Genomic DNA, 24,864 nt, shown 5'->3' with positions numbered 1-24,864 from the left:
TTACGCGCCGCCATCGGGGCGGTAACGGAAGGAGCCCAAAATGGCCGAACGGTCTTTTGCCAAGGAAGTCGAAAAGCTCAGGCTCGGCGCCGGCGAGGAGTTTTCCGGCGAAGGCATTCTCGCCATCACCAAGGCGCTGCTGCAATGCGGCGTAGGCTATGTCGGCGGCTATCAGGGCGCGCCGATCAGCCATTTGATGGACGTGCTGGCCGACGCGCAGGATATCCTGGGCGAGCTCGGCGTGCATTTCGAGGCGAGCGCCTCGGAGGCGACCGCCACCGCTATGCTTGCGGCATCCGTGCATTATCCTATCCGCGGCGCGGCGACCTTCAAGTCGACGGTCGGCACCAATGTCGCCTCCGACGCGCTCGCCAATCTCGCTTCCGGCGGCGTCACCGGCGGTGCATTGATTATCGTCGGCGAGGATTACGGCGAAGGCTCCTCGATCATGCAGGAGCGCAGCCACGCCTTTGCCATGAAGAGCCAGGTCTGGCTGCTCGACCCGCGACCGAACCTGCCGTCGATCGTCAAGGCGGTGGAGGACGGCTTCGAGCTGTCCGAGGTTTCCAACACGCCGGTCATGCTGCAGGTCCGTATTCGCTGCTGCCATGTCCACGGCCATTTCATCGCCAAGGACAACAAGCGCCCGGCAATGACTGTGGCCGATGCGCTCGAGGCGCCGCGCCGCGACACCGGCCGCATCGTGCTGCCGCCCGCGTCCTTCCTGCACGAGAAGGAAAAGGTGCAGAAACGCTGGCCGGCGGCGGTGGATTTCATCCGCGCCAACAAGATCAACGAGTTTTTCGGCCCGGAGCATGGCTCGGTCGGCATCGTCATGCAGGGCGGCATGTACAATTCGGTCATCCGGGCGCTGCAGCGGCTCGGCCTCGCCGACACTTATGGCGACACCGACGTGCCGCTCTATGTGCTGAACGCCGTATACCCGCTGGTCGATGACGAGTTCCTGTCCTTCTGCGAAGGCAAGGACGCCGTTCTCGTCGTCGAGGAAGGCCAGCCCAACTACATCGAACAGGCCTTTGCCGCGATGCTGCACAAGGCCGGCCGCGGCACCAGGCTCGTCGGCAAGGAACATCTGCCTATGGCCGGCGAATATACCGGCCAGGTGATGCTCGACGGCATCGGATCGTTCCTGCGTGCCACCATCCCGCATCTGCTGCCAAGCGAGGTCCGCGCGCCGAACAAGATCGGCGACGGGCTCGACACCGCCGACCTGATCAACGTCGTCCCGGGCCGGCCGCCCGGCTTCTGCGTCGGCTGCCCGGAGCGGCCGATCTTCGCCGCCACCAAGCTGGTCGAGCAGGAGCTGGGCAAGCACCACATCGCCTCCGACATTGGCTGCCATCTGTTCTCGATCATGCCGCCTTTCGAGCTAGGTGCCACTACCATGGGCTACGGGCTGGGGCCGGCCTCGGCTTCGGCGTTCAATTCGCCCGATGCCAAGCGCCGCTCGATCTCCTTCGTCGGCGACGGCGGCTTCTGGCACAACGGCCTGACCTCCTCGGTCGGCAATGCCGTGTTCAACAAGAATGACGGCGTCATCGTCATCGTCGACAATTTCTATTCGGCCGCGACCGGAGGGCAGGACATCCTGTCGTCCCGCGCCGGCAACAAGACCAAGTCGACCAAGCACCCGATCACCGAGGCGGTGAAGGGCATGGGCGTCAAATGGCTGCGCCACATCGACCGCACCTACGACGTAACCAGAATGCAAGACACGCTGCGCGAGGCGCTGACGACGGACGAGAAGGGCCCGAAAGTCATTGTCGCGTCGTCCGAATGCATGCTCAACCGGCAGCGCCGCGAAAAGCCGCTGGTCGACAAGGCGATCAAGGGCGGGACGCGCATAGTCAAGCCGAAATTCGGTGTCGACGAAGATATCTGCACCGGCGACCATGCCTGCATGCGGCTGTCCGGCTGTCCGTCGCTTTCGGTGAAGTCGCTCGACGATCCGTTGCGCGACGATCCGGTGGCGCATATCGACCAAAGCTGCGTCGGTTGCGGCAATTGCGGCGAGGTCGCCGATGCGGCGGTGCTCTGCCCGTCCTTCTACCGCGCCGATGTCGTCCACAATCCGAGCCGCTGGGACCGTTTCCTTGAAGCCGCGCGTCGCGCCATGATCGGTCTCTTGCAGCGGCGCCGTGAAAACCGGCGCCTGACATTCGCCGATGCTTGACGCCGTGCCCTCATCGCGCTCGAAAGCCGGCGCCCCCGAAGACGAGCGCGTCATCAAGCTTGCCGTGCTGGCGGTCGGCGGCCAGGGCGGTGGCGTGCTGGCCGACTGGATCACCGACGTCGCCGAGCGCAACGGCTACGTCGCGCAATCGACCTCCGTTGCCGGCGTTGCCCAGCGCACCGGCGCCACCATCTATTATGTCGAAATGTGCCGCGACACCGGCCGCCTGCCGGTCTTCGCGCTGTCGCCGTCGCAGGGCGACGTCGACATCCTGATTGCCGCCGAACTGATGGAGGCCGGCCGCGCCATCATCCGCGGCTTCGTCACGCCCGAGCGCACCACGCTGATCGCCTCGTCGCACCGCATCGCCGCGGTCTCGGAGAAGATCGAGCCCGGCGACGGCCGCGCCTCGTCCTCCAAGGTGCATGCCACGGCGGAAGCCGCGGCCAAGCGCTTCATTGCCTTCGACATGGAGAAGATCGCCGCCGACAATGGCTCGATGATCTCGGCCAGCCTGCTCGGCGCGCTGGCCGGCTCCGACGCCTTGCCGTTCAGTCGCGAAAGCTATGAGCAGGCGGTCAGTGCCGGCGGCCGTGGTGTCAAGGCCAGCCTAGCCGCCTTCGGCGCCGCCTACGATCGGGCGCGCGGCATCGCGAGTGCGCCTTCGGGCGACAAGACTGCAGGGCCGGCGGCCGCCGAAACCGGCTTAGCCGCGACGACAAAAGTCAGCGGTCCGGAAAGCCTGTTAAAAGGCTGGCAATCGCTGGCCGCCCGGGTCGATGCTTTGCCGGCTCCGGTCCGCGACATGGCGCTTCGCGGCCTGAAAAAAGTGGTTGACTATCAGGACGTTGCTTATGGCGGCGAGTATCTCGATAGGCTCGACAAGGCCGTCGCGCTGGACGATGTCGAACACGCCTACGCGCTGTCGATCGCCGCCGCCAAGCATCTGGCCAACGCCATGTGCTACGACGACATGATCCGCGTCGCCGACCTGAAGACGCGCTCTAGCCGCGACCGACGCGTACGCCGCGAGGTCGGCGTCAGGGACGGCTCGGTCCTGCAGGTGACCGAATATTTCCATCCGCGCATCGAGGAATTCTGCGGCACGCTGCCGGCCGGGCTCGGCAGCTACATCGAGGACCGGCCGAAGCTCGCCGCCTTTCTCGACCGCCGCATCAATCGCGGCCGCCGCATCCGCACCGACAGTTTCGCCGGCTTTGCCGCTTTGTGGTTCATCGCCGGCCTGCGCCGCTGGCGCCGCCGCCTGCTGCGCCACAAGGCCGAGACCGCGCATCTCGAGCGCTGGTATGCGCTGGCGCTGGGCCAAGTCGGCCAGGACTACGCGCTTGGTACGGAGATCCTCAACTGCCGCCGGCTGATCAAGGGTTACAGCGACACCCACGCCCGCGCCCAGTCGAAATTCGACCGGGTGCTGTCGGCGCTCGACCAGCTCAAGGGCCGCCCGGACGCCGCAGACTGGATCCGGCGCCTGCGCGAAGCGGCGCTGAAGGACGAAAAGGGCGACATGCTCGACGGCGCGCTGAAGACTGTGGCGTCGCTGGGCGACAATCCGGTGAAGTGAGCGGCCTTTTTCGAGGCTCGGGGCAGTGGTTGCTTCGCAGAACTACAGTCCGCTTCGCCTGGGCTGTCAACGCCCGCCGTGGCGGTCTGCCTGTTCTGTGGCCTTCGTGCCTACGGCAGCGGCAAACATATCTGCTCCAGGACAAATGACGCCCGGTTCCGAGCGGCTATTTGCCAAACATTCCCGGCCATGTGAAACGACTGTGTTGCACTCATTGCCTGCTGTTGTACCTTCAATATTCTGGAGGCGCGGGCTTGATGCTGCTTGAGCGAGAGGACCCACTTGGAGCTTTGTTGGCCGCGGCCGAGAGAGCTGCTGCCGGACATGGTGGGACCGTGCTGGTGCACGGCGAGGCGGGCCTGGGCAAGACCTCTCTGCTGCGCGAATTCGCGGAAAACGCCGACCGGGACTGCCGGGTGCTGTGGGGCTGGTGCGAGGCGCTCATCACGCCACGCCCATTGGGCCCTCTCCAGGACATGGCCCACTTGCTCGACCCGCGCGTGGCGGCGCTGCTTGAGGAGACCGCTGCGCCGGAGCGGCTTTTCCCGGCATTGCTGAATGCGCTGCAGCGCGCCAAGGGCACGACCGTGCTCATCTTCGAGGACATGCATTGGGCGGACAATGCGACGCTCGACCTCGTAAGATATCTCGGGCGCCGCGTCTCTCTGCTCCGCACCATGCTGGTGCTGAGCATGCGCAGAGAGGATTTGAACGCCGATCACCCGCTGACCCACGTGCTCGGCGATCTTCCCGCCGCCTCCGTACGCCGCGTGACGCTTAGACCGCTGTCTCCCCAGGCGGTGACAATGCTGGCCGAACAGGCCGGCCGTTCCGCCGACGGGCTTTATCGCATTACCGAGGGCAATCCCTTCTTCGTTACCGAGCTCCTGTCCAGCAGCGAGACCGAATCGGCGCGTGTGCCCGATTCCATACGCGACGCGGTGTGGTCGCGCCTGTCGCGCCTGACGCCTGGAGAGCGCGACGTCCTGGAGGTCATGAGCATCATGCCGGGCAGCGTTGAGCCGTGGCTGATCCGGGCCCTTCTCGGGGCCGAGGCCGAAGTGCTCGTCGATCGATGTGTCGTGCGCGGATTGCTGCGGCGGGACGACCAGGGCGCGCTGACATTTCGTCACGAGCTTGCCAGGGAAGCGACGCTCGACCGGCTCTCCCCCTCTGTGCAACGCTCGCTCCATGCGAAGGTCGAAGCGGCACTCTCGGAAGTTCCGGCCTCGCAGGCAAGCGCTCTGCTTTCGCGCCGCGTGCACCACGCCGGCGGCGCCGACAATGGCGAACGCGTGCTCGAACTTGCGCCGCTCGCCGCCAGCCAAGCCGCGCGCCTGGGGGCGCATCGGGAGGCGGCCTCGCATCTGGCGACCGCACTCAGATATGTCGACCAGGCCCCGCCGGAGCTGGCCGCGCAGCTCCATGAGGACTGGGCATACGAGGCCGGGTTGGCGCTGCTTGTCTATGACGCCATCATCGAGGCCCGGCATCGCGCCATCGCTATCTGGCGGCAGCTGGGCCGGATCGACAAGGTAGGCCTTAATCTACGCTGGCTGTCGCGGCTGCACTGGCGGCGCGGCGAAGGCCCGCAGGCGGAGGAATATGCGGACCAGGCCGTGCGTGAGGTGGAAAGCCTGCCGCCCGGTCCCGAGGTGGCAATGGCCTACAGCACGCGCTCGCAGCTCCACATGCTGCACTATCGTTTCGATGAGGCGATCGAATGGGGCGAGCGCGCGATCAGTCTGGCCGATCGGCTGGGCGAGGTCGAGACGCGTGTTCACGCCCTCAACAATGTCGGAACCGCGCTCATGTTTGCCAACCGCCCCGGCGGCGTTGAGCGGCTGGAGGAAAGCCTTGCCCTGGCGCTCGAGCACGGGCTCCACGACCATGCGGCGCGGGCCTATACGAACTTTGCGGAATGCGCGGTGGTGGCCAAGGACTTCGAGCTGGCGGAGCGGCTGCTGGCCGAAGGCATCGCATTCTGCACCAGGCACGACCTCGATTCGGCGGCGCAATACCTGCTCGGCCGGCAGGCGCAGCTTTGCATGGAACAGGGCCGGTTTCGCGAGGCCGCAACCATCGCTCAGGGCGTCATGAATGTGGAACGCCTGCCGATGGTGATGCACTTGCCGGCGCTCACCGTGCTTGGCACGGTCCGCGTAAGGCTGGGCGAGACCGACGGCGTCGACCTTTTGCAGCGCGCGCTTGTGGAGGGCCAGACGACCGGCGAGCCGCAGCGTATCGTCCCGGTTCGCCTGGCGCTGGCGGAGGCGGCCTGGCTTGCCGAGGATGTCGGCGCCAGCCACGCGCAGCTTACCGAGCTGGCGGCTATGAACCTCGACAATTTCCGCCCCCGGGACCTTGGCGAATTGTCGGTCTGGTGGCGTCGATGCGGAATGCCCGGGTCGCTGCCGGCGCAATCGGCGCCGATTCCCTCGCCCTGGTCCGCCGAGCTTCTCGGCGATCCGCAGGCCGCCGCGGCGGAGTGGACGCGTTTGTCGCTGCCCTACGAGGCAGCGCTTTCCCTCATGCAGGTTCGTGGGGCGGATGCGGGGGCGGCGCTCGCTCGCGCCGTGGCGATGCTCGACCAGATCGACGCGCCCGCGGCCGCGGCGCTCGCGCGCAAGCTTGCGCAGCGTCAGGGCCTGTCAGGCCTGCTGCCGAAGGTGCAGCGCGGACCCTATGCGGCAGCCCGCCGCCATCCGCTCGGCCTGACACGGCACGAGCAGAAGGTGCTCGCCCTGATCGCCCAGGGCATCAGCAACAAGGAGGTCGCGCGACATTTGTCGCGCTCGCCCCGCACGATCGAGCATCACGTCTCCTCGCTGCTCGGCAAGCTCAATGCCGCAAACCGCATGGAAATCCTCCTGCGCCTGCGCGGCGAGCCGTGGCTGCTGACGGGCACCCATCCGCTGGAACCGCACCAGACTGGATCATGATTCCAGCCGATTCTGTCGGGATGGAACAGGCTCTGGGTAGTTCCCGCAGCAAAATTTCCGCGAAAACTGGGAAATCGACCGCCTAAAAATGGGTGGCGGTACCGATTTGCACGCCCGCCGCTCCGCGTAGGCTTCTGCTCGCAGCGTGGATGGACCTCCCAACACCACGACGCCTTCACGATCCGGGGGAGAAGGCGGGCAACGGCGGCGGAACGGGGGCCGCCGCCGGCGTCCGTCGCTGGGGCGGATCGTACCAGGAGCAGGGGCGATGTCGGCAAGCGAAAAAGCGGATGCCCAGCGGCGCTGGCCAGGACAACGATTGGCACAAGCGGTCGCGGTGCGGCTTTCAGGACCCGGAGGCTGTTATATTGCCGGCAATGTGCTGGGCCTCGGCATGGCCATGTTCATGCAGATTCGGCTGGCGTTAACCGAGGCGAGCAGCACTTTCGCCGCGCCTCTAATTTTCGGCCACGACCTCGCCGGCGGCTGGAACTCACTGGCGCTGCTGGTGGCGAGCGCCATCTTCTTGCGCAGCGGCGAGGAGTATCATCGCGCCCTCAGCAACGGACATCTCGACCCGTCGGCAATACAGCGCGCAGATTTTCTGTCCGGCACCGGGTCATTGGTGCTCGGGTCAAGTCTGCTGCTCGTCGGCAATCCAATCCTGGTCGTGACATCGGGGTTGCTCCATGCCGTGGGCAAGTTCGGCAGCGCCTTCAGGCTCGGCGCGCATGGTGTGGTGCTCTTCGGCCTTAAAGTGCCGGAGCTCTTCCGCCTTTCGGTACTGCTCAGCCGCTTTCCGGCAATCATCGTCACCGCGACCGAAGTCGCCCGCGTCATTGCTGACGCTCGCACCGATCAGATCCAGGCTCTCGCAATGCCTGCGACGCTTCTCGTCTGTTACCTGCTTTGGGCGCGCGGGGATATTCTTCTATTTGGAAAGTAAATCCGAAAACATCTAAGCATTTTAGCGTCGCATGGTGAGAAATAGGGAGTGGGAGCGCGACGGTGATTCTTCTCTAATCTGTAACCGGCGCAGCAAACGGGAGACTGGCATGTCAAGTTCGCTTATTCTGTCGACGGCGATGCTGCAATTCCTGGCGGCATATACGGTGATCATGATCACGCCAGGCCCTATTGGCCTCGCGACCGGCAGCCTTGCCTCCTTGCACGGCTTTGGCAGGACGATCCCGCTGGTGGCCGGGATCGGCGCCGGCACCGCCGTGCTGGCGGTCCTGGTGGCGTTTGGCGCCGTTCATCTTTCCGGGTCGCTGTCGGTGCCGGCGGTCAAGATCGCCGGTGCGGCCGTCCTTGGCTGGATGGCCCTGCGCATCGCCAGAACGGCGCCGCCGGCCATCGGCGAAGCGCCTCGGCAGGCCGGATTGTTTGCCGGAGGGTTTCTCATCAGCATTCTCTCGCCTGAAACCGCCACTTTCTTCGCCGTCGCCTTCATGGGGCTGATGCTGCCGATCCGGACCTCGAACGAGATGCTGATGGTCGCGGCCATCGTCGCCATCATCGACATAGGCTGGTACGGATTCCTGGCCGTCGCGCTTTCGCGTCCGCTCGTGCGCGCTGCCGCGGTGCGGCATCATCGCGCCATCTGTCGGGCGGCGGGGATCGTGCTGGCAATGCTCGCCCTCGTCTCGGCGGCGTCAGCTTTTCCACTCGGCTGAGCGCTGGTTGAAGCAGGCGCGCGGGATAGGCCGTTTGGTGCCGCTTAGGTGACTCGAACACCTGACCCCATCATTACGAATGATGTGCTCTACCAACTGAGCTAAAGCGGCCCGGGAAGCCGAGCTTCCAAGATGGGCTGCGTGATAGACGCAACCGGCCGCGAATTCAAGATGGCAGTCGCGATTTCAGGACGAGGCAATTGGTGCCGCCTCCGGCCGGGCGCAAGGGCAGCCGCCGCGCGGATCTGCCGTTGGCCGCGTGATGCCGTCCCGTCCGCCACGTTGGCGGTGGCAGGAAAATCAGCGAAAAATGTTGATTCCTTTACCGAAAACCGCCGAAATGAGCTTTGTGCCCCTCGGCAAGGCAGAATGCGGCCGCTCGCTTGTTGATTGATTGGTCGCCTGCGGCTAACGATCATGGCAATGTGAGTGAAATTGCAGAGGGAATTCGCTTGGACGCGATCGAAAAAGCGATCCGCAACGCCTTCGAGAAAGGCAATGCCGACGACCGGGCATTTCGCGAGCGGGTCTATCGATCGGCTTTCGCGGCACTCGACCGTGCCCTACAGGCCAATCCAAACGTCACCGTGGAAGTCGCCATCAAGCGGCGCAAGGCGGTCCAGGCGAAGATCACCGAAATCGAATCGGAATTCCTGCCGGCGGTTGCCGACGTCGCCGCGCCGACCGACAGTTTGGAGGCAGCACCGGAGGTGGAGCCCCCGGCCGAAGCTGAAGCCCCGCCGTCGCCCGATGTCGTCGTTGACGGTCCGGCGCAGCCGCCCGAATCCGATGCGCCGCGGTCGCGCGTCCTGCCGGTCGTTCCCGACATCATGCCCGATGCGCCTGTTGCCGAGGCGCCGGTGATCGACATGGGGGCCTCGGTTCCGACCGAAGCCGACGCCGAAACCGACGACGCGGAAGTGACGCCCGACCGCGACGACCGGCGGGCGAGGCGGCGGCGCCTGCCCTTGACCGCGATCTTCTTCGGTGTGACGCTGCTCGCAGCCGCCGGCATCGGCCTTTATTTCGCCAACCAGACCGGCGTCTTCAAATCGGCGACCGAGCTCGACACGGCGCCGCCGGAAGCGCCGCCAACGGTCGACGGCGATGATTTCACGCCGGACGACACCGCTTCGCCGCCGAAGCAGGGCGAGGCGGATCAGGCGCACGACTGGATCAACGTCTTTTCGCCGGGTGACCCGACGCAGGTCAATGCACCGTCGGACACCAAGGCCGACGTCATCCAGGACGAAAGCGGTTCCTTCCTGCGCATCCGCTCGGGGGCATCCGGCTCGGCCATCAGCTTCGACGTCGGACAAGGCGTGCTGGAAAAACTGGCCGGCAAGCATGCCACATTCGACATCATCGCGCGCTCCGAGGAGGGCCAGGAGACGCAGATTTCCGTCGATTGCAATTTCGGCGAACTCGGCGACTGCGGCCGCAAGCGCTATGCCGTCGGTCGCGAGCGCAATGAATATCTGTTCGACGTGCGCTTTCCCAACAAGCGTCCGGGCGCTGCCGGCACCATCGCCATTAAGTCCGACTTCGACAAGCAGGGCAAGTCGGTCGACATCTACGAGATCCGCGTTTCTGTCGTTCCCTAAAGCACGTCGCGTTCCGGCCTCATGCGACGCGCTTCAGGTTCTTGTTTTGATGCATGTCGTTACCGCAAAACCGCTGCACTCTTTTTTGCGCGACATGCATTAACTATCGAGCAGCGCCTGCAGCGTCTCGATGCGGTCGGCTTCGGCCGCCGGCTTGTCCCAGCGCAGCCGCGAAATGCGCGGAAAGCGCATGGCGACGCCGGATTTGTGCCGCGTCGAGCGGTTGAGCCCTTCGAATGCTACCTCAAGCACCAGCCCGTTCCTGCGGTCGGCACGCACCGAGCGGACCGGGCCAAAGCGCTCGATCGTATTGTCGCGGACATATTTGTCGATCTGCCTCAGTTCCTCGTCGGTGAAGCCGAAATAGGCTTTTCCCACCGGGACTAGCTCCTCCGATCCTTCCGGCCCGGACCAGACGCCGAATGTGTAGTCGGAATAGAAGCTCGAGCGTTTGCCGTGGCCGCGCTGGGCGTACATCAGCACGGCGTCGACCGTGTGCGGATCGCGCTTCCATTTGAACCACGGGCCCTTCGGCCGCCCGGCCACATAGGGCGAATCCCAGCGCTTCAGCATGACGCCTTCGATGACCGGATGCAGCGGCTTGCGGCGCAATTCCTCGAGTGCCTGCCAGTTGGTGAATTCGACCAGCGGCGACAGATCGAAGCGGCTCGGATCGAGCGTCCTGACGAAGGCCTCGAGCCGGCCGCGCCGTTCGCGGAAGGGAAGTCCGCGCAAATCCTCGTCACCAATCTGCAGCGCATCGTAGCACCGCATGAAGGCGGGGTATTGCTGCTGGATCTTGGGCGACACGCTCTTGCGGTTCAGCCGTTGCTGCAGGTCCGAGAACGTGCCCGTCGCCTGCCTGGGGTCTCCGACCAGAAGCTCGCCGTCGAGGGCGCCTGAAAAATCCATCGCCTCGGCAAGATCCGGAAAGGCGCCGGAGACGTCGTCACCGGTGCGCGAATAGAGCCGGCGAATGCCGCCTTCGCAAGCCGCCTGGACGCGGATGCCGTCCCATTTCCATTCGGCCGCGTAGTCGGCCGGGTCGAGCCTTTCGAGGTCGCCGTCGCCGACGGCATTCGACAGCATCACCGGCCTGAACAGCGCCAGCGCCGTTTTCCTGGGCTTTTCCGCTTTACCCTCCAGCCAGGCGAACAGCCCGATATAGGGCGGCGTCAGCCCGTGCCAGAGTTCCTCGATCTCGGCGATATCGACCTTGCCGAAATCGGCCAGTGCATGCTTGGCCAGCCGCGCCGAGACGCCGATGCGCAGGCCGCCGGTGACCAGCTTTATGATGGCGAAGCGCGCCGACGTGCTGGCGCTGTCGAGCAGCCGGGCCAGCACCTGCGGCCCGTCGGAACGGCTCGCCGCCTGCAGCTTGGCCACCACCTCGGCCAGCGTCGGCTCGTGGTTCGCGATATCGAGAGGCGATTGCGGCCAGACCAGCGACACGGTCTCGGCCAGATCGCCGACATAATCATAGGAATAGCCGAACAGCACCGGATCCATGCGCTCGATCACCAGAGTGCGCAGCATCGCCGGCTTGACCGCGGCGATGGACAGATCGCCGGTAATGGCCGCCAGCGCCAGCCCGCGGTCCGGATCCTCGACGCTGCGAAAATAGTCGGTCAACAGCGTCAGCTTGCCGTTGCGCGACGGCGTCAGCACCAGCCGGTCGAGAAGCTCGGCGAAGCGGTTCATGGAAGGGGCGACGCCAATGAGAAAGGCTTGCCGCAGAGCGCCATACCGGCGATTGCTGGATCCAAAAACACCATCAATCGCCCTCGTCCTCATAACCAACCAGATGCAGCGGCCTGGCGGCGATGCCTTCGAGTTCGCACCAGCGCACCAGCGCCTCCTCGCGGCCATGCGTTACCCAGATTTCTTCGGCGCCGGTCTCCTTGATCGTTGCTGTCAGCTCGTCCCAGTCGGAGTGATCGGAGATGATCAGCGGCAGCTCGACGCCGCCCTGCTTGGCGCGCTGGCGGATGCGCATCCAGCCTGAGGCGAAGCACGACATCGGATCGAGAAAACGCCGCGCCCAGCGATCGGCGAAGGCGGATGGCGGGCCGACGACGATGGCGCCGGCAAAGTCGCTTTTTTGGCCGGTCTCGACGGTCGCCGGTTCCAATGTGCCGAGATCGATGCCCTGGCTCTGGTAATATTCGCTGAGCTTGGCCAGCGCACCATGGATGTAGATCGGCTTTTCGTAGCCGGCATCGCGCAGCAGCCGCATGACACGCTGCGCCTTGCCCAGCGCATAAGCGCCGACCAGATGCGTGCGCTCGGGAAACTGTTCGGTCGATTTCAGCAACCGGGCGATCTCTTCGGTATCGGGCGGATGCCGAAACACCGGCAGGCCGAACGTCGCCTCGGTGATGAAGACATCGCATTTGAGCGGCTCGAACGGCTCGCAGGTCGCGTCCTTCTGGCGTTTATAGTCGCCGGACGCGACGATGCACGTGCCCTGATGCGCGACCTTGATCTGCGCCGAGCCCAGCACATGGCCGGCCGGGTGAAAGCTGACGGTGACGCCGCCGAGCGCAATCGTCTCGCCGAGCACGGCGGCTTGCGTCGTTCCGGCAAAACTGTCGCCGTAGCGCAGCCCCATGATGTCGAGCGTCTGCTGCGTCGCCATCACCGAGCGGTGGCCGGAGCGGGCATGGTCGGAATGGCCATGTGTGATCAGCGCCCGGTTGACCGGCCGCACCGGGTCGATGAAGAAATCGCCGGGCGGGCAATACAGCCCTTCCGGCCGGGGATGAAGCAGGTCGCTGGCGCGCATGGCCCCAAGATAGGCGCTAATTCCGGCGCGGGAAGCCTGTTGTAAGTCACTGCTGACTCCAGCATAGAGCGCAAGCCGACTGCAACACCCGGCGGAACCCGATCGCATGAAACCGCTCCAGACCTCGTCCGGCGATTTGACCGCCGACCGCCGTGCCGACTATGCCGAAATGCTCTATGCATCCGGCGATCATGCGGCAGCGGCGGAATTGCTGCTCGGCGCGCTCGAACTGGCGCCGCAATGGCCAGCCGGCTGGTTCCGCCTCGGCGAGATGCAGGAAGCGGCGGGCGCGCGCGATCGTGCCGCGCAGGCCTGGACGGCGGCACTGCGGCTCGACCCGGCGGACAGGCTCGGCGCGGTGCTCAAGCTGCAATTGATCGGCAGGGCAGCGGCGGCCCAGGCGCCGCCCAGCGCCTTTGTCGAGACGCTTTACGACTACTATGCCGGGAGCTTCGAGGCTGAGCTTGTCGACACGCTCGGCTACCGTCTGCCCGAATGCCTCGACCGCGCCATCCGGGCAGCACGGCCGGGCCGGTTTTCGCTGGCGCTCGATCTCGGCTGCGGTACCGGCCTCATGGGCCAGAGGCTGCGGCCGATCGCCGATCGGCTGGAGGGTTACGACATCTCGGCCGGCATGCTGAGGCAGGCGCGCGCCAAAGGCGTCTACGATCTGCTCGTCAAGACGGACCTGCAGGATTTTTGCTATTCTGGCCCGAAAGCCGATCTGGTGACGGCGGCCGATGTGTTCATCTATGCCGGCGCGCTCGACAGGGTGGTGAACAAGATTGCCGGAATGCTTGCCGGCGGCGGTCTGTTTGCGTTCTCCGTCGAGACGCTCCCGGGCGGAGAATCGTCTGACAGCGCCGGCTTCGCCCTGCAGCCGTCGCGCCGCTACGCGCATTCGCAAGGCTATGTAGAGCGGGTTCTGGATGCCGACGGCTTTTCGATCCTGTCGCTGCAGGCAACGATCATCCGGCAGGATCGCCGCGAACCGGTCGAAGGGCTGGCCGTAGTGGCAAGCTTGCTTTCCGGCAGCGTAAAATCTGGCTAAGACTTCTGCCGCTGCGCATGAGAAGCCGCAGCTGCGAAAGACAAGGAGCACGTTCATGCGCTGGAACATGACGGTCTTGGCATCTTGCCTGGCGATGGCCGGCTGCGTCGGCAATTCGATGTCCGAACGGCAGGACGAAAACGTCCAGTCCTCGCTGCTATATGACAAGGTGCCTTGCGATCAATTGCTGGCGCAACGAAACGGCCTGGCGCAGCAATATCATCTGCCGGTGGACGCCAAGCCGTCGTTCTCCAACCCGGCGACGGGCTTTGGCCCGTTCACGCCGGATATGCGCTCAAAAGCCAAACGCGACGCCGACCAGGCAAGCGGCAAGATCGACGCCATGAACCGGTCGATCAGCCGGCGCGAATGCGGCAAGCCGGCCAAACAGAACAAGCTCGGCCTGACCTGACCGGATCCTAATCCGCCACCTTCCACTGCTCGCGTGAGGCGCTGGCGGGATAGACGCCGAGAATGCGCATTTCGCGCGAGAAAAAGCGCAACTCGTCGAGTGCCAGCTTCACCAGCGGATCGTCGGGATGACCCTCGATATCGGCGTAGAACAGCGTCGCTGTAAACGCGCCGAGCTGGTAGCTTTCCAGCTTGGTCATGTTGATGCCGTTGGTGGCGAAGCCGCCCATCGCCTTGTAGAGCGCCGCCGGCACATTGCGGACGCGGAAGATGAAGGTCGTCATCATCCTGGCGTCGGCCGAGGGACGTTCGGCCCATTGCTTGTTCTTGGTCAGCACGACGAAGCGGGTGACGTTGCTGTCGGTGTCCTCGACATTCTCCTCGATGATGTCGAGCCCGTAGAGGGTCGAGGCCAGCGCCGGCGCCAGCGCGGCCATGGTGCGGTCCTTCATCGCGGCGACCATCTTGGCGGCGCCCGCTGTGTCGCCGGCAACCGTCGCCTTCCAGCCGTTCTTGCGGATGTATTTGCGGCATTGGCCGAGCGCGTGGATGTGGCTGTGCACGGTCCTGATCTCGTCGCGCCTGACGCCGGGCAGCACCATCAGCTGGAAGTGGATCGGCAGAAAGTATTCGCCGATGATGTGCAGCTTCGATTCCGGCAAGAGGTGATGGATGTCGGCGACTCGGCCGGCAATGGTGTTCTCGATCGGGATCATCGCCAGATCGGCCTTGCCGGTCTCGACGGCGTTGAAGGCGTCCTCGAAGGTCGGGCACGGCAACGGCTCCATTGACGGGAACATGTTGCGGCAGGCGGTGTCGGAATTGGCGCCCGGCTCGCCCTGGAAGGATATTTTGTTGGTCTTTTCAGGCATGCGCAGAGTCTCGGGAATTGGGGGAAGAATTTCTTAGCTGGAAAGGTGCGCCCTGGCGCGTTCGAGATCGTCCGGCGTATCGACGCCAAGCGGCACCGACTGCACGATCTCCGCATCGATGCGCATGCCGGCCTCCAGCGCCCGCAACTGCTCCAGCCGCTCGCGGCGCTCCAGCGGCGACGGCCTCAGCGCAACGAAGCGTTCGAGCGCGGCGCGGCGATAGGCATAGAGGCCGATATGATGGTAGAGCGGGCCTTCGCCCCAAGGGGCGGTGGCGCGGGTGAAATAGAGCGCCCTGAGCCGCGTCGTCGAGAGTGGCGAGCCGACCAGCTTGACGACGTTCGGATTGGTCTTTTCCTCGTCGCGTACGATCTCGACGCAGAGCGTGGCGATATCCACCGCTGCGTTCTCGAAAGGCTTCAGCACGGCGCCGATAACAAGGGGGTCGATGGTCGGCAGATCGCCCTGCACATTGACGATCGTCTCGACGCTGTTGCCAGGGTCGAGGATGGTCAGCGCTTCGAAGATGCGGTCGGAACCGGTTTCGTGGTCCGCCCGCGTCATCACCGCCTCGAAACCATGCGCGCGCACCGCCTCCGCAACGCCTTGCGTGTCGGTGGCGACGACGACCCGGCCGAGCCCGGCCTCGGCAGCACGGCGGGCGACGTGGACGATCATCGGAGTGCCGGCAATGTCGGCCAGCGGCTTGCCCGGCAGGCGCGTCGAGGCCATGCGGGCCGGGATCAGGATGAGCGTGGACATGAGGCGGGCAGGGGCTCGAAAAAGAGGGGGACAAAAGTGGCAAAAGGTCTCACTGGCAGCGCCCTTATAGGTGTTGCAACGCCGGAGCAAAAGACCTAGTTTCCGCGCGATTTGACCGCCTCGCAGGGTGGTTCACGATACCGACGGACGGAGTGGACGGATCGGTCCGCCGGAAAAGGGAGCCTGGGGCGTATGGATTCCAACGAAGTCAACAAGCTGCTCGCCGGCTTTCTCGGCACGGTGTTCATCGTCTTTTCCGTTGGCATCGTATCCGACGCGCTGTTTGCCTCGCCGGCGCCGGAAAAGCCCGGCTTCGCCATCGAGGCGACCGAGCCCGCCGAAGGCGGCCCGGCCGCTCCCGCCGCGGCCGTGAAGCCGATCGCCGAGCTGCTGACCACTGCCAACGCCGAAGCGGGCGCCGCCATCTTCAAGAAATGCCAGGCTTGCCACTCCGGCGAAAAGGGTGGCCCCAACAAGGTTGGGCCCGACCTCTGGGACATCGTCGACCGTCCGGTCGCCGAGCATGAGGGCTTTGCCTATTCGGCCGGCATGAAGGAGTTCTCCAAGGGCGGCAGCGAGAAGTGGACCTACGACAATCTCAACCACTTCATCACCTCGCCGAAGAAGTTCGTGAAGGGCACGGCGATGGGCTTCGCCGGCCTGCCGAAGGATGAGGACCGCGCCAACGTCATCGCCTATCTGCGCACGCTGTCGGACAATCCGAAGCCGCTGCCGGCGCCCGGCGCCTCGGCCGAAAACGCCCCCGCCAAGCCGGCCGAAGGTGCAGTCCCTGCCAAGCCGGCAGAAGGCGCGGCGCCAGCCGCCCCGGCGGCACCCGCAAAATAACAAAACTGTAATGACATTATCCTTGAAAAAGCCGGGTTCAGCCCGGCTTTTTCGTTAGGAAAAATGCATATGCGACGACAAAGCCGCTCGGTTGCGGTTTTCAGCGCCGCCAAATGATCTAGATTGGGCCCAGACGCTATGGTGACGGCGCTATATCGCGAAGAGGAGAACGCATGACGGTTGGCCGAGCGCGGGCGCTTCTGAAATCAGTGCTGTTTGTGGCTGCTTTTGCCGGCGGCCTGCAGGCGGCCTTCGCGGACGAATGGCGCACGACCTCGTCGCTGATCGGCGAATCCAAATACGGCGACAATTTCCAGCACTACGACTACGTCAATCCGGATGCGCCGAAGGGCGGCACAGTGAACTCAGTCGTGCTCGGCACGTTCGACAGCTTCAACCCCTATATCGTGCAGGGTTCGCCGGCCGCCGGCTTCGCGCAGTTCGGCGGCGGCCTGCTCTACGACACGCTGATGGAGCAGGCGACGGATGAGGGCAGCGTCAACCATCCGCTGATCGCCGATGCCTACAAATACCCGGCCGACTATTCCTCGGCGACCTACAGGCTCGATCCGCGCGCGAAATGGCATGACGGCCAGCCGATAACGACCGACGATGTGATCTGGTCGTTCCAGGTGCTGAAGGCCAACAGCCCGATGTACAGCCGCTATTTCGAGAACGTCACCGACGCGGTTGCGATCTCCGATCGCGAGGTGGAGTTCCATTTCAACCAGAAGGGCAATCGGGAGTTACCTCAAATCCTCGGCGGTCTCGTCGTGCTGCCCAAGCACTGGTGGGAGGGCACCGACGCCAACGGCAAGAAGCGCGACGTCACAAAGCCGACGCAGGAGCCGCCGCTCGGCTCCGCCGCCTACAAGATCGCCAGCTTCAAGCCGGGGTCCGAAATCATCTGGCAGCGCGTGCCGGACTACTGGGCGGCCAAGCTGCCGGTGAAAGTTGGCCGTGAGAATTTCGACAGGCAGCGTTTCACCTATTTTCTCGACGACAATGCCGCCTGGCAGGCCTTCACCAAGGGCGGGCTGGACGACATCAAGCCGGAGAACAGTTCGAGGCGCTGGAACACGGCCTATGACTTCCCGGCAGTTCAGGCCGGCGACGTCATCAAGAAGGAATTCAAGACCGCGTCGCCCGAACCGATGCAGGCCTTCATGCTCAACACCAGGCGCCCGCTGTTTAGGGATCGCCTGGTGCGCGCCGCATTGATGTATCCTTTCGACTTCGAGACGATGAACCGGACCCTGTTCTTCGGTTCCAACACCCGCACCAGCAGCTATTTCCAGGGCACCGAACTGGCGTCGAGCGGCCTGCCGCAAGGCAAGGAACTCGAAATCCTCGAGCAGTACCGTGACAAGCTGCCGCCTGAAGTCTTTACCCAGGAATTCAAGCTGCCGGTCTACGACAACCCGCAGGCTGAGCGCAAATACCTGAAGACCGCGGTCGATCTGTTCGCCAAGGCAGGCTGGATCATCAAGGGCGGCAAGATGGTCAACGCCAAGACCGGCGAACCGTTCAAATTCGAGATCCTCGGCTGGAACGACACCGACCAGGTCATCGCCAGCCCGTATATCGCCAATCTGCGCAAAATCGGCGTCGACGCAACGCTGCGCCTGATCGACCAGACCCAGTATATCAACCGAGTCACCCACTTCGACTTTGACGTGGTCACTTCGATACTCGGGCAGTCGGACTCTCCCGGCAATGAACAGCGCGATTTCTGGAGCTCCAAAGCCGCCGATACGCCGGGATCACGCAATTACGCCGGCATCAAGAATCCGGTCGTCGATGCGCTGGTCGACCGCATCATCTTTGCCACCGACCGCGACGATCTGGTTGCCGCCACCCATGCGCTCGACCGGGTGCTGCTGTGGAACTACTATGTCGTGCCGCAATATTACCGCGCCGTGGTTTGGCTGGCCTACTGGAACAAGTTCGGTATGCCGGAGAAGCAGCCCGCCTATAGCGGCGTCGACCAGAATTCCTGGTGGATCGACCCGGTCAAGGAAAAGGCACTGGCGGCCAAATACAAGAGTGGCAATTGATGACGGCGCTGCCCCGTCGCGACTTCCTCGCCCTGGGCGGTGCCGCCGCCGCTGCGGCACTGCTGCCAGGCCGAGCTTTCGCGGCCATTCCGACCGGCGTGAAACTGCACGGGTTGTCGGCTTTTGGCGATCTCAAATACGGGCCGGATTTCGCGCATTTCGACTATGTCAATCCAGACGCTCCCAAGGGCGGCCGGATGAATTTCGCCCCGCCGAACTCCACCCTCAATCAGAGCTTCCTGACTTTCAACACGCTGAACTCGCTGGTGTTGAAAGGGGATTCGCCGCCGCGCACCGAGCTCTGCTTCGATTCCCTGATGGCAAGGGCAGTCGATGAGCCGGATGCGGTCTACGGCCTGCTTGCCGAATCCGTCACCTTGTCGCAGGACCGCAACGGCTTCCGCTTCAGCCTGCGGCCACAAGCGCGCTTTCATGACGGCTCGCCGCTGACGGCTGAGGACGTTGTCTTCGCCTTGAACCTCTACAAAGACCGGGGACATCCGAACCTATCCCAAGCACTGCGGCATATGACGGATGCGGTCGCAATCGATCCGCTTACAGTCAGCCTTACCTTCAACGGCCAGCAGTCCGCGCAGAATATCCTCGCCATCGTCGTAATGCCGGTCGTGTCCAAAGCCTTCTACACGGCCAATGATTTCGACGCCTCGACGATGATCCCACCGCTCAGTTCCGGACCGTACAGAGTGGGGCGGGTGGTGGCCGGGCAGACTGTCGAATATGAACGCGTCGCCGATTATTGGGGCCGCGATCTGGCCGTGAACCGCGGGCTTAATAATTTCGACCGTATCCGTATCGATTTCTACCTTGATCGCCAGGCAGCGTTTGAAGCGTTCAAGAAAGGGGATACGCATTTTCGCGAGGAGTTCACCGCGCGGGTATGGGCGACCGGCTACGACTTTCCAGCGCTGAAGGATGGCAGGGTCGTCAAACGCGAATTTCCCGGCGAGAAAACGCCATCCATGCAGGCTGTCGCACTCAATCAGCGCCGTCCGCAGTTCCGCGACATTCGCGTGAGACAGGCAATCGCCTATTGCTTCGACTTCGAATGGACCAGGCGGGTTCTGTTTTTCGACTCCTACGAGCGTTCGCAATCGAACTTCGAGCGGTCGGACTACAAGGCCAAGGGCCTACCCTCACCCCAGGAATTGAAACTGCTGGAGCCGTTTCGAGCCGAGTTGCCGCCGGAGACCTTCGGCGATCCGGTGATGCAACCCGTCTCCGACGGTTCGGGCCACGACCGCAAGCTGCTGCGCGAGGCTTCGAGACTGCTTGCCGAAGCCGGCTGGAAGCGAACGGGCAATTTCGTCGTCAATGACAAGGGCGACCGGCTGCGGGTGGAAATGCTGGCCGAGGACGATGGCCTCGTTCGCATCTTCCTTCCGTGGTCCGAGAATATGAAGGCGATCGGCATCGACGCTTCGGTCCGCCAAGTCGATTCGGCGCAGTTTGAAGCGCGGCAGAGCAATTTCGACTTCGACTTCAACATGCTCGCATGGTCGATCGGAGCGACGCCAACCGCCGATGGTTTGGAGATCCTCTATGCTTCCCGGATGGCGAAAACGCCGGGGATGCGCAACTATCCGGGCACGGAAAGCAAAGCCATCGACGCGCTGATCGAGGCAGCCGGCAAGGCGCAGAGCCGGATCGAACTCGTCACCGCGCTCAACGCGCTCGATCGGGTCTTGCGCGCGCGGCTAGACTGGATTCCAACATACCATCTGGCGAATCACCGGGCTGCCTTCTGGGACATGTTCGGCTTTCCCGCTCAAAAGCCGGATTACGACTTTCCGGTCGAGACGCTGTGGTGGTTCGACAAAGACAAGGCGGCAAAAATTGGCAAAGCCTGAATTTCTTGCGAGCGCTGGCGCCGCCCCTCACCTGCCTGCCGGCATCCTCTCCCCGTATAGCGACGGGGAGAGGGGCGCTTTCATCGATGGTTTCGCCGATCATAAGCGTCGCAATAGAAGCGCCGAGACTACGGCCAGCCCCTTTCTCCCCGTCACTATACGGGGAGAAATGTCCGGCAGGACAATGAAGGGCGGCACCGTCTTCGGCAATTGGCCTGGGGCGATTGCCTTAGGTGCACCTTCAGACACAATGGTCGTCCTCAAGGAGGGTAAAGCCTGATGGGCGCCTACATACTGCGCCGCATCCTTTTGATGATCCCGACGCTGTTCGGCATCATGGCGGTGTCGTTTGCCGTCATCCAGTTTGCTCCGGGCGGGCCGGTCGAGCAGGTCATCGCCAGGCTGACCAACCAGGGCGGCAGCGATCGCCTCGGCGGCGGCGGGGGTGATGCCGGCGGCGCCAATGTCGATGTCGCCGGCGACGTCGGCTCGAAATACCGCGGCGCGCAAGGGCTCGATCCGGAATTCATCAAGAAGCTGGAGAAGCAGTTCGGCTTCGACAAGCCGCCGCTCGAGCGCTTCGGCATGATGCTGTGGAACTATCTCCGCTTCGATTTCGGCGACAGCTATTTCCGCGACATATCGGTGCTCGACCTGATCCTGGAAAAGATGCCGGTGTCGATCTCGATCGGGCTGTGGATCACGCTCTTGTCCTATCTGATCTCGATCCCGCTCGGCATCCGCAAGGCGGTCAAGGACGGCTCCACTTTCGACGTCTGGACCAGCGGCGTCGTCATCGTCGGCTACGCGATTCCGGGCTTCCTGTTCGGCATCTTGCTGATGGTGCTGTTTGCCGGCGGCTCGTTCTGGGACTGGTTTCCGCTGCGCGGCATCACCTCCGACAATTGGGACCAGCTGTCCTGGCCGCAGCGGATCGTCGACTATTTCTGGCATATGACCCTGCCGCTGACCGCGCTGGTGCTGTCGGCCTTCGCCACGACGACGCTTTTGACCAAGAATTCCTTCCTCGAGGAAATCCGCAAGCAATATGTGGTCACCGCCCGCGCCAAGGGCCTGTCGGAGCGGCAGGTGCTCTATGGCCACGTCTTCCGCAACGCCATGCTGATCGTCATCGCCGGTTTCCCCGGCGCCTTCATCTCGGCCTTCTTCACCGGCTCGCTGCTGATCGAGAACATCTTTTCGCTCGACGGCCTCGGCCTGCTCGGCTTCAACTCGGTGGTGCAGCGCGACTATCCGGTAGTGTTCGCCAATCTCTACATATTCTCGCTGCTTGGCCTGTTCGTCGGGCTTTTGTCCGACCTGATCTATACCTGGGTCGATCCGCGCATCGATTTCGAGCGGAGAGACGTCTGATGGCGCGGACCATGGCCGAAACGGCGCCGCCTCGAATCGCGCGGCCCTTTCTGTCGCCGCTCAACCAGCGGCGCCTGCAGAACTTCAAGTCCAACCGGCGCGGCTACTGGTCGTTGTGGATTTTCCTGTTCCTGTTCGTGCTGTCGCTGGTTTCGGAATTGGTCGCCAACGACAAGCCGATCATCGCCTCCTACAAGGGCGAGATCCTGTTTCCGGTCCTGGTCGCCTATCCCGAGGAGAAGTTCGGCGGCTTCTATGCGGTCACCGACTACCGCGACCCGGTGATCCAGGACGAGATCAACGCCAATGGCTGGATGGTCTGGCCGCCGGTGCGCTACTCCTACCAGACCGTCAACAACGCTATTCCCGAAGCAGCACCGACCAAGCCGTCCTGGCTCTACGACAAGAAGACGCGCTGCAACCAGTATCCGAAAGGCGAGGCAGACCCCAATTGCAACGTCGGCAACTGGAACTGGCTGGGCACCGATGACCAGGCCCGCGACGTGCTGGCGCGCGTCATCTACGGCTTCAGGATCTCGGTGCTGTTTGGCCTGATCCTGACTGCCGGCTCGGCGCTGATCGGCGTGGCGGCCGGCGCTCTGCAGGGCTATTTCGGCGGCTGGACCGACCTCCTGTTCCAGCGTTTCATCGAGATCTGGTCGGCCATCCCGGTGCTATACCTGCTCTTGATCGTCGCCGCCATCCTGCCGCCTGGCTTCTTCATCCTGCTCGGATTGATGCTGCTGTTCTCCTGGGTGGCACTGGTTGGCGTGGTGCGGGCCGAGTTCCTGCGCGCCCGTAACTTCGAATATGTCAATGCGGCGCGCGCGCTCGGCGTGTCCAACGTCACCATCATGTTCCGGCATCTGCTGCCCAACGCCATGGTGGCGACGCTGACCTTCCTGCCCTTCCTGCTCAGCGGCTCGATCTCGACGCTGACCTCGCTCGACTATCTCGGCTTCGGCCTGCCGCCCGGCGCCGCGTCGCTGGGTGAGCTGTTGAAGCAGGCGCAGCGCAACCTCAACGCCCCTTGGCTCGGCATTTCCGGCTTCGTCGTCATCTCGCTGATGCTGTCGCTGCTGGTCTTCGTCGGCGAGGCCACGCGCGACGCCTTCGATCCGCGCAAGACGTTCAGATGAGCGACACCCCGCTGCTTTCGGTCCAGGATCTCAGCGTCGCCTTCACGCAAGCCGGCGACCAGTCGATGGCCGTCGACCATATTTCCTTCGACCTTGCCAAGGGCGAGACGGTGGCGCTGGTCGGCGAATCCGGCTCCGGCAAGTCGGTCACCGCGCTGTCGGTTCTGAAGCTGCTGCCCTATCCGACCGCCAGCCACCCGTCGGGAAAGATCCTGTTCCTCGGCGCCGACCTGCTTGCCGCCGACGAGAGAGACCTGCGCCGCGTGCGCGGCAACAAGATCACCATGATCTTCCAGGAGCCGATGACCTCGCTCAACCCGCTGCATACGATCGAGCAGCAGATCGTCGAGGTATTGAAGCTGCATCAGGGCCTGGGGGATCGCAAAGCCAAGGCGCGCACGCTGGAACTTCTGCACGAGGTCGGCATCCGCGAACCGGAAAAACGGCTCGACGCCTATCCGCACCAGCTATCCGGCGGCCAGCGCCAGCGCGTCATGATCGCCATGGCGCTGGCCAACGAGCCTGAACTTTTGATCGCCGACGAGCCGACGACGGCGCTCGACGTCACCGTCCAGGCGCAGATCCTCGAATTGCTGGCCGGCCTGAAAAGCCGCAAGAACATGTCGATGCTGTTCATCACCCACGATCTCGGCATCGTCAGGAAGATCGCCGACCGGGTCTGCGTGATGACCAAGGGCAAGATCGTCGAGACCGGCCCGACCAAGGAGATATTCGCCAATCCGCAGCACGCCTACACGCGGCATCTGCTTGCCGCCGAGCCGAAAGGCAAGCCGCCGGCGGCCAACCAGACCGCCAAGCCGGTGATGGTCGGCAAGGACGTCAAGGTCTGGTTTCCGATCAAGAAGGGCTTCTTCCGGCGCACCGTCGACAATGTGAAGGCGGTCGACGGCATCGACGTCGCCGTGCGGGCCGGCCAGACGCTTGGCGTCGTCGGCGAATCCGGCTCAGGCAAGACGACGCTCGGCCTGGCGCTGGCCAGGATGATCTCGTCGACCGGGACCATCCAGTTCAACGGACGCGGCATCGATCAGCTGTCCTTCAACGAAATGCGGCCGTTGCGGCGCGAGTTGCAGATCGTCTTCCAGGATCCGTTCGGTTCGCTCAGTCCACGCATGTCGGTCGCCGAGATCATCGAGGAAGGGTTGAAGATCCATGAGCCGAAGCTGTCGCCTGATGCGCGCGACGAGCGTGTCGTCGACGTGCTGAAGGAAGTCGGCCTCGATCCGGCGACGCGCAACCGCTATCCGCACGAATTCTCCGGCGGCCAGCGCCAGCGCGTCGCCATCGCGCGCGCCATGGTGCTCAACCCGCGTTTCGTCATGCTGGACGAGCCGACCTCGGCGCTCGACATGAGCGTGCAGGCGCAGGTCGTCGACCTCTTGCGCAGCCTGCAGGCCAAGCACGACCTCGCCTACCTCTTCATCAGCCACGATCTGAGGGTCATCCGCGCGCTCGCCAACGAAGTCATCGTCATGCGCAATGGCAGGATCGTCGAGGCCGGTCCTTCCGAACAGATTTTCGGCAAACCGCGGACCGACTATACAAAGGCGTTGATCTCGGCCGCCTTCAAGATCGAAACGGCGCCGGTCGGCATCGTCAGCGAGTAGATTTTCGCCAGAGATCATGCACAAAATCAAAACGCTGCCGCGCCTTGCGCGTCGGGACGCGAACGCTGTTGGT

The 24,864-nt window shown here is 64.0% G+C and carries 18 protein-coding genes and 1 tRNA gene; 14 read left to right on the top strand and 5 right to left on the bottom strand.

Features of this window, described 5'->3' with window-relative positions:
- The first annotated feature begins 40 nt into the window (after window positions 1-40).
- The 5 genes from NKH04_RS00810 (at window position 41) to NKH04_RS00790 (ending at window position 8,394) form a co-directional block, all read left to right on the top strand.
- Window positions 41-2,194: a thiamine pyrophosphate-dependent enzyme gene (locus tag NKH04_RS00810; RefSeq protein WP_352681303.1), complete on the top strand. Its 2,154-nt coding sequence runs from the start codon at window positions 41-43 to the stop codon at window positions 2,192-2,194.
- Window positions 2,187-3,776, top strand: a complete 1,590-nt coding sequence (locus NKH04_RS00805; protein WP_353043931.1) for an indolepyruvate oxidoreductase subunit beta family protein — start codon at window positions 2,187-2,189, stop codon at window positions 3,774-3,776. Before NKH04_RS00810 ends, NKH04_RS00805 begins: the two co-directional genes overlap by 8 nt.
- A 257-nt stretch (window positions 3,777-4,033) precedes the next feature.
- Complete coding sequence (locus tag NKH04_RS00800; RefSeq protein WP_353043930.1) at window positions 4,034-6,718, top strand: ATP-binding protein; 2,685 nt, start codon at window positions 4,034-4,036, stop codon at window positions 6,716-6,718.
- A 268-nt stretch (window positions 6,719-6,986) separates the two neighbouring features.
- Window positions 6,987-7,664, top strand: coding sequence for a hypothetical protein (locus NKH04_RS00795; protein ID WP_353022877.1), 678 nt, complete (start codon window positions 6,987-6,989; stop codon window positions 7,662-7,664).
- Window positions 7,665-7,773: 109 nt separating this feature from the next.
- Window positions 7,774-8,394 carry a LysE family translocator gene (locus NKH04_RS00790; protein WP_353031044.1) on the top strand — a complete coding sequence of 207 codons (621 nt, stop codon included), beginning with the start codon at window positions 7,774-7,776 and terminating at the stop codon, window positions 8,392-8,394.
- Between the two features lie 35 nt (window positions 8,395-8,429).
- On the opposite strand, the gene NKH04_RS00785 is transcribed toward NKH04_RS00790, so the two are convergent.
- Window positions 8,430-8,505 (bottom strand) — tRNA-Thr (locus NKH04_RS00785).
- A gap of 341 nt (window positions 8,506-8,846) precedes the next feature.
- Here NKH04_RS00785 and NKH04_RS00780 point away from each other — a divergent pair.
- Entirely contained in the window at window positions 8,847-9,998 is a 1,152-nt protein-coding gene (locus NKH04_RS00780) for a hypothetical protein (protein WP_353043929.1), read from the top strand.
- A 99-nt stretch (window positions 9,999-10,097) separates the two neighbouring features.
- Here the strand turns inward: NKH04_RS00780 and NKH04_RS00775 are convergent, their stop codons facing one another.
- On the bottom strand, window positions 10,098-11,699 hold the full coding sequence (locus NKH04_RS00775) for a cisplatin damage response ATP-dependent DNA ligase (protein WP_353043928.1): 1,602 nt from the start codon (window positions 11,697-11,699) through the stop codon (window positions 10,098-10,100).
- A 73-nt stretch (window positions 11,700-11,772) separates the two neighbouring features.
- The gene (locus NKH04_RS00770) at window positions 11,773-12,783 is read right to left on the bottom strand and encodes a ligase-associated DNA damage response exonuclease (protein WP_353031040.1); all 1,011 of its coding nucleotides are present in this window, start codon (window positions 12,781-12,783) and stop codon (window positions 11,773-11,775) included.
- Between the two features lie 106 nt (window positions 12,784-12,889).
- Between NKH04_RS00770 and NKH04_RS00765 the strand changes: the two genes are divergently transcribed.
- Complete coding sequence (locus NKH04_RS00765) at window positions 12,890-13,834, top strand: methyltransferase domain-containing protein (protein WP_353031038.1); 945 nt, start codon at window positions 12,890-12,892, stop codon at window positions 13,832-13,834.
- Between the two features lie 55 nt (window positions 13,835-13,889).
- A complete protein-coding gene (locus NKH04_RS00760; protein ID WP_352681286.1) occupies window positions 13,890-14,246 on the top strand; it encodes a hypothetical protein in 357 nt (118 codons plus the stop codon).
- Window positions 14,247-14,253: 7 nt separating this feature from the next.
- Here the strand turns inward: NKH04_RS00760 and NKH04_RS00755 are convergent, their stop codons facing one another.
- Together NKH04_RS00755 and NKH04_RS00750 are read right to left on the bottom strand one after the other, a co-directional pair.
- Complete coding sequence (locus tag NKH04_RS00755; protein WP_023717847.1) at window positions 14,254-15,117, bottom strand: prephenate dehydratase; 864 nt, start codon at window positions 15,115-15,117, stop codon at window positions 14,254-14,256.
- A gap of 33 nt (window positions 15,118-15,150) precedes the next feature.
- A complete protein-coding gene (locus NKH04_RS00750; protein ID WP_353031036.1) occupies window positions 15,151-15,879 on the bottom strand; it encodes a 3-deoxy-manno-octulosonate cytidylyltransferase in 729 nt (242 codons plus the stop codon).
- Between the two features lie 192 nt (window positions 15,880-16,071).
- Here NKH04_RS00750 and NKH04_RS00745 point away from each other — a divergent pair, with 192 nt between their 5' ends.
- The 6 genes from NKH04_RS00745 (at window position 16,072) to NKH04_RS00720 (ending at window position 24,791) form a co-directional block, all read left to right on the top strand.
- Window positions 16,072-16,725, top strand: a complete 654-nt coding sequence (locus NKH04_RS00745; protein WP_353031034.1) for a c-type cytochrome — start codon at window positions 16,072-16,074, stop codon at window positions 16,723-16,725.
- 173 nt (window positions 16,726-16,898) lie between these two features.
- The gene (locus NKH04_RS00740; protein ID WP_353043927.1) at window positions 16,899-18,782 is read left to right on the top strand and encodes an extracellular solute-binding protein; all 1,884 of its coding nucleotides are present in this window, start codon (window positions 16,899-16,901) and stop codon (window positions 18,780-18,782) included.
- Entirely contained in the window at window positions 18,782-20,650 is a 1,869-nt protein-coding gene (locus NKH04_RS00735; RefSeq protein ID WP_353043926.1) for an extracellular solute-binding protein, read from the top strand. The genes NKH04_RS00740 and NKH04_RS00735 overlap by 1 nt, the downstream gene beginning before the upstream one ends.
- Before the next feature lie 279 nt (window positions 20,651-20,929).
- Window positions 20,930-22,024 (top strand): microcin C ABC transporter permease YejB, encoded by a 1,095-nt coding sequence (locus NKH04_RS00730; RefSeq protein ID WP_352448571.1) that lies wholly within the window; start codon window positions 20,930-20,932, stop codon window positions 22,022-22,024.
- A complete protein-coding gene (locus NKH04_RS00725) occupies window positions 22,024-23,163 on the top strand; it encodes an ABC transporter permease (RefSeq protein ID WP_353043925.1) in 1,140 nt (379 codons plus the stop codon). The genes NKH04_RS00730 and NKH04_RS00725 overlap by 1 nt, the downstream gene beginning before the upstream one ends.
- Window positions 23,160-24,791 carry an ABC transporter ATP-binding protein gene (locus NKH04_RS00720; RefSeq protein ID WP_353043924.1) on the top strand — a complete coding sequence of 544 codons (1,632 nt, stop codon included), beginning with the start codon at window positions 23,160-23,162 and terminating at the stop codon, window positions 24,789-24,791. The genes NKH04_RS00725 and NKH04_RS00720 overlap by 4 nt, the downstream gene beginning before the upstream one ends.
- Window positions 24,792-24,864 lie beyond the last annotated feature (73 nt).

The organism is Mesorhizobium sp. M1365, from assembly GCF_040317865.1.
Taxonomy (GTDB): Bacteria; Pseudomonadota; Alphaproteobacteria; order Rhizobiales; family Rhizobiaceae; genus Mesorhizobium.
This window is presented reverse-complemented; position numbering and strand designations above follow the sequence as displayed.

Bases quoted from the DNA above. Each gene is read 5' to 3' on its own strand.
- NKH04_RS00810 (WP_352681303.1), top strand. From the start codon at position 41: ATGGCCGAACGGTCTTTTGCCAAGGAAGTCGAAAAGCTCAGGCTCGGC.
- NKH04_RS00805 (WP_353043931.1), top strand. From the start codon at position 2,187: ATGCTTGACGCCGTGCCCTCATCGCGCTCGAAAGCCGGCGCCCCCGAA.
- NKH04_RS00800 (WP_353043930.1), top strand. From the start codon at position 4,034: ATGCTGCTTGAGCGAGAGGACCCACTTGGAGCTTTGTTGGCCGCGGCC.
- NKH04_RS00795 (WP_353022877.1), top strand. From the start codon at position 6,987: ATGTCGGCAAGCGAAAAAGCGGATGCCCAGCGGCGCTGGCCAGGACAA.
- NKH04_RS00790 (WP_353031044.1), top strand. From the start codon at position 7,774: ATGTCAAGTTCGCTTATTCTGTCGACGGCGATGCTGCAATTCCTGGCG.
- NKH04_RS00775 (WP_353043928.1), bottom strand. From the start codon at position 11,699: ATGAACCGCTTCGCCGAGCTTCTCGACCGGCTGGTGCTGACGCCGTCG.
- NKH04_RS00770 (WP_353031040.1), bottom strand. From the start codon at position 12,783: ATGCGCGCCAGCGACCTGCTTCATCCCCGGCCGGAAGGGCTGTATTGC.
- NKH04_RS00765 (WP_353031038.1), top strand. From the start codon at position 12,890: ATGAAACCGCTCCAGACCTCGTCCGGCGATTTGACCGCCGACCGCCGT.
- NKH04_RS00760 (WP_352681286.1), top strand. From the start codon at position 13,890: ATGCGCTGGAACATGACGGTCTTGGCATCTTGCCTGGCGATGGCCGGC.
- NKH04_RS00755 (WP_023717847.1), bottom strand. From the start codon at position 15,117: ATGCCTGAAAAGACCAACAAAATATCCTTCCAGGGCGAGCCGGGCGCC.
- NKH04_RS00750 (WP_353031036.1), bottom strand. From the start codon at position 15,879: ATGTCCACGCTCATCCTGATCCCGGCCCGCATGGCCTCGACGCGCCTG.
- NKH04_RS00745 (WP_353031034.1), top strand. From the start codon at position 16,072: ATGGATTCCAACGAAGTCAACAAGCTGCTCGCCGGCTTTCTCGGCACG.
- NKH04_RS00740 (WP_353043927.1), top strand. From the start codon at position 16,899: ATGACGGTTGGCCGAGCGCGGGCGCTTCTGAAATCAGTGCTGTTTGTG.
- NKH04_RS00735 (WP_353043926.1), top strand. From the start codon at position 18,782: ATGACGGCGCTGCCCCGTCGCGACTTCCTCGCCCTGGGCGGTGCCGCC.
- NKH04_RS00730 (WP_352448571.1), top strand. From the start codon at position 20,930: ATGGGCGCCTACATACTGCGCCGCATCCTTTTGATGATCCCGACGCTG.
- NKH04_RS00725 (WP_353043925.1), top strand. From the start codon at position 22,024: ATGGCGCGGACCATGGCCGAAACGGCGCCGCCTCGAATCGCGCGGCCC.
- NKH04_RS00720 (WP_353043924.1), top strand. From the start codon at position 23,160: ATGAGCGACACCCCGCTGCTTTCGGTCCAGGATCTCAGCGTCGCCTTC.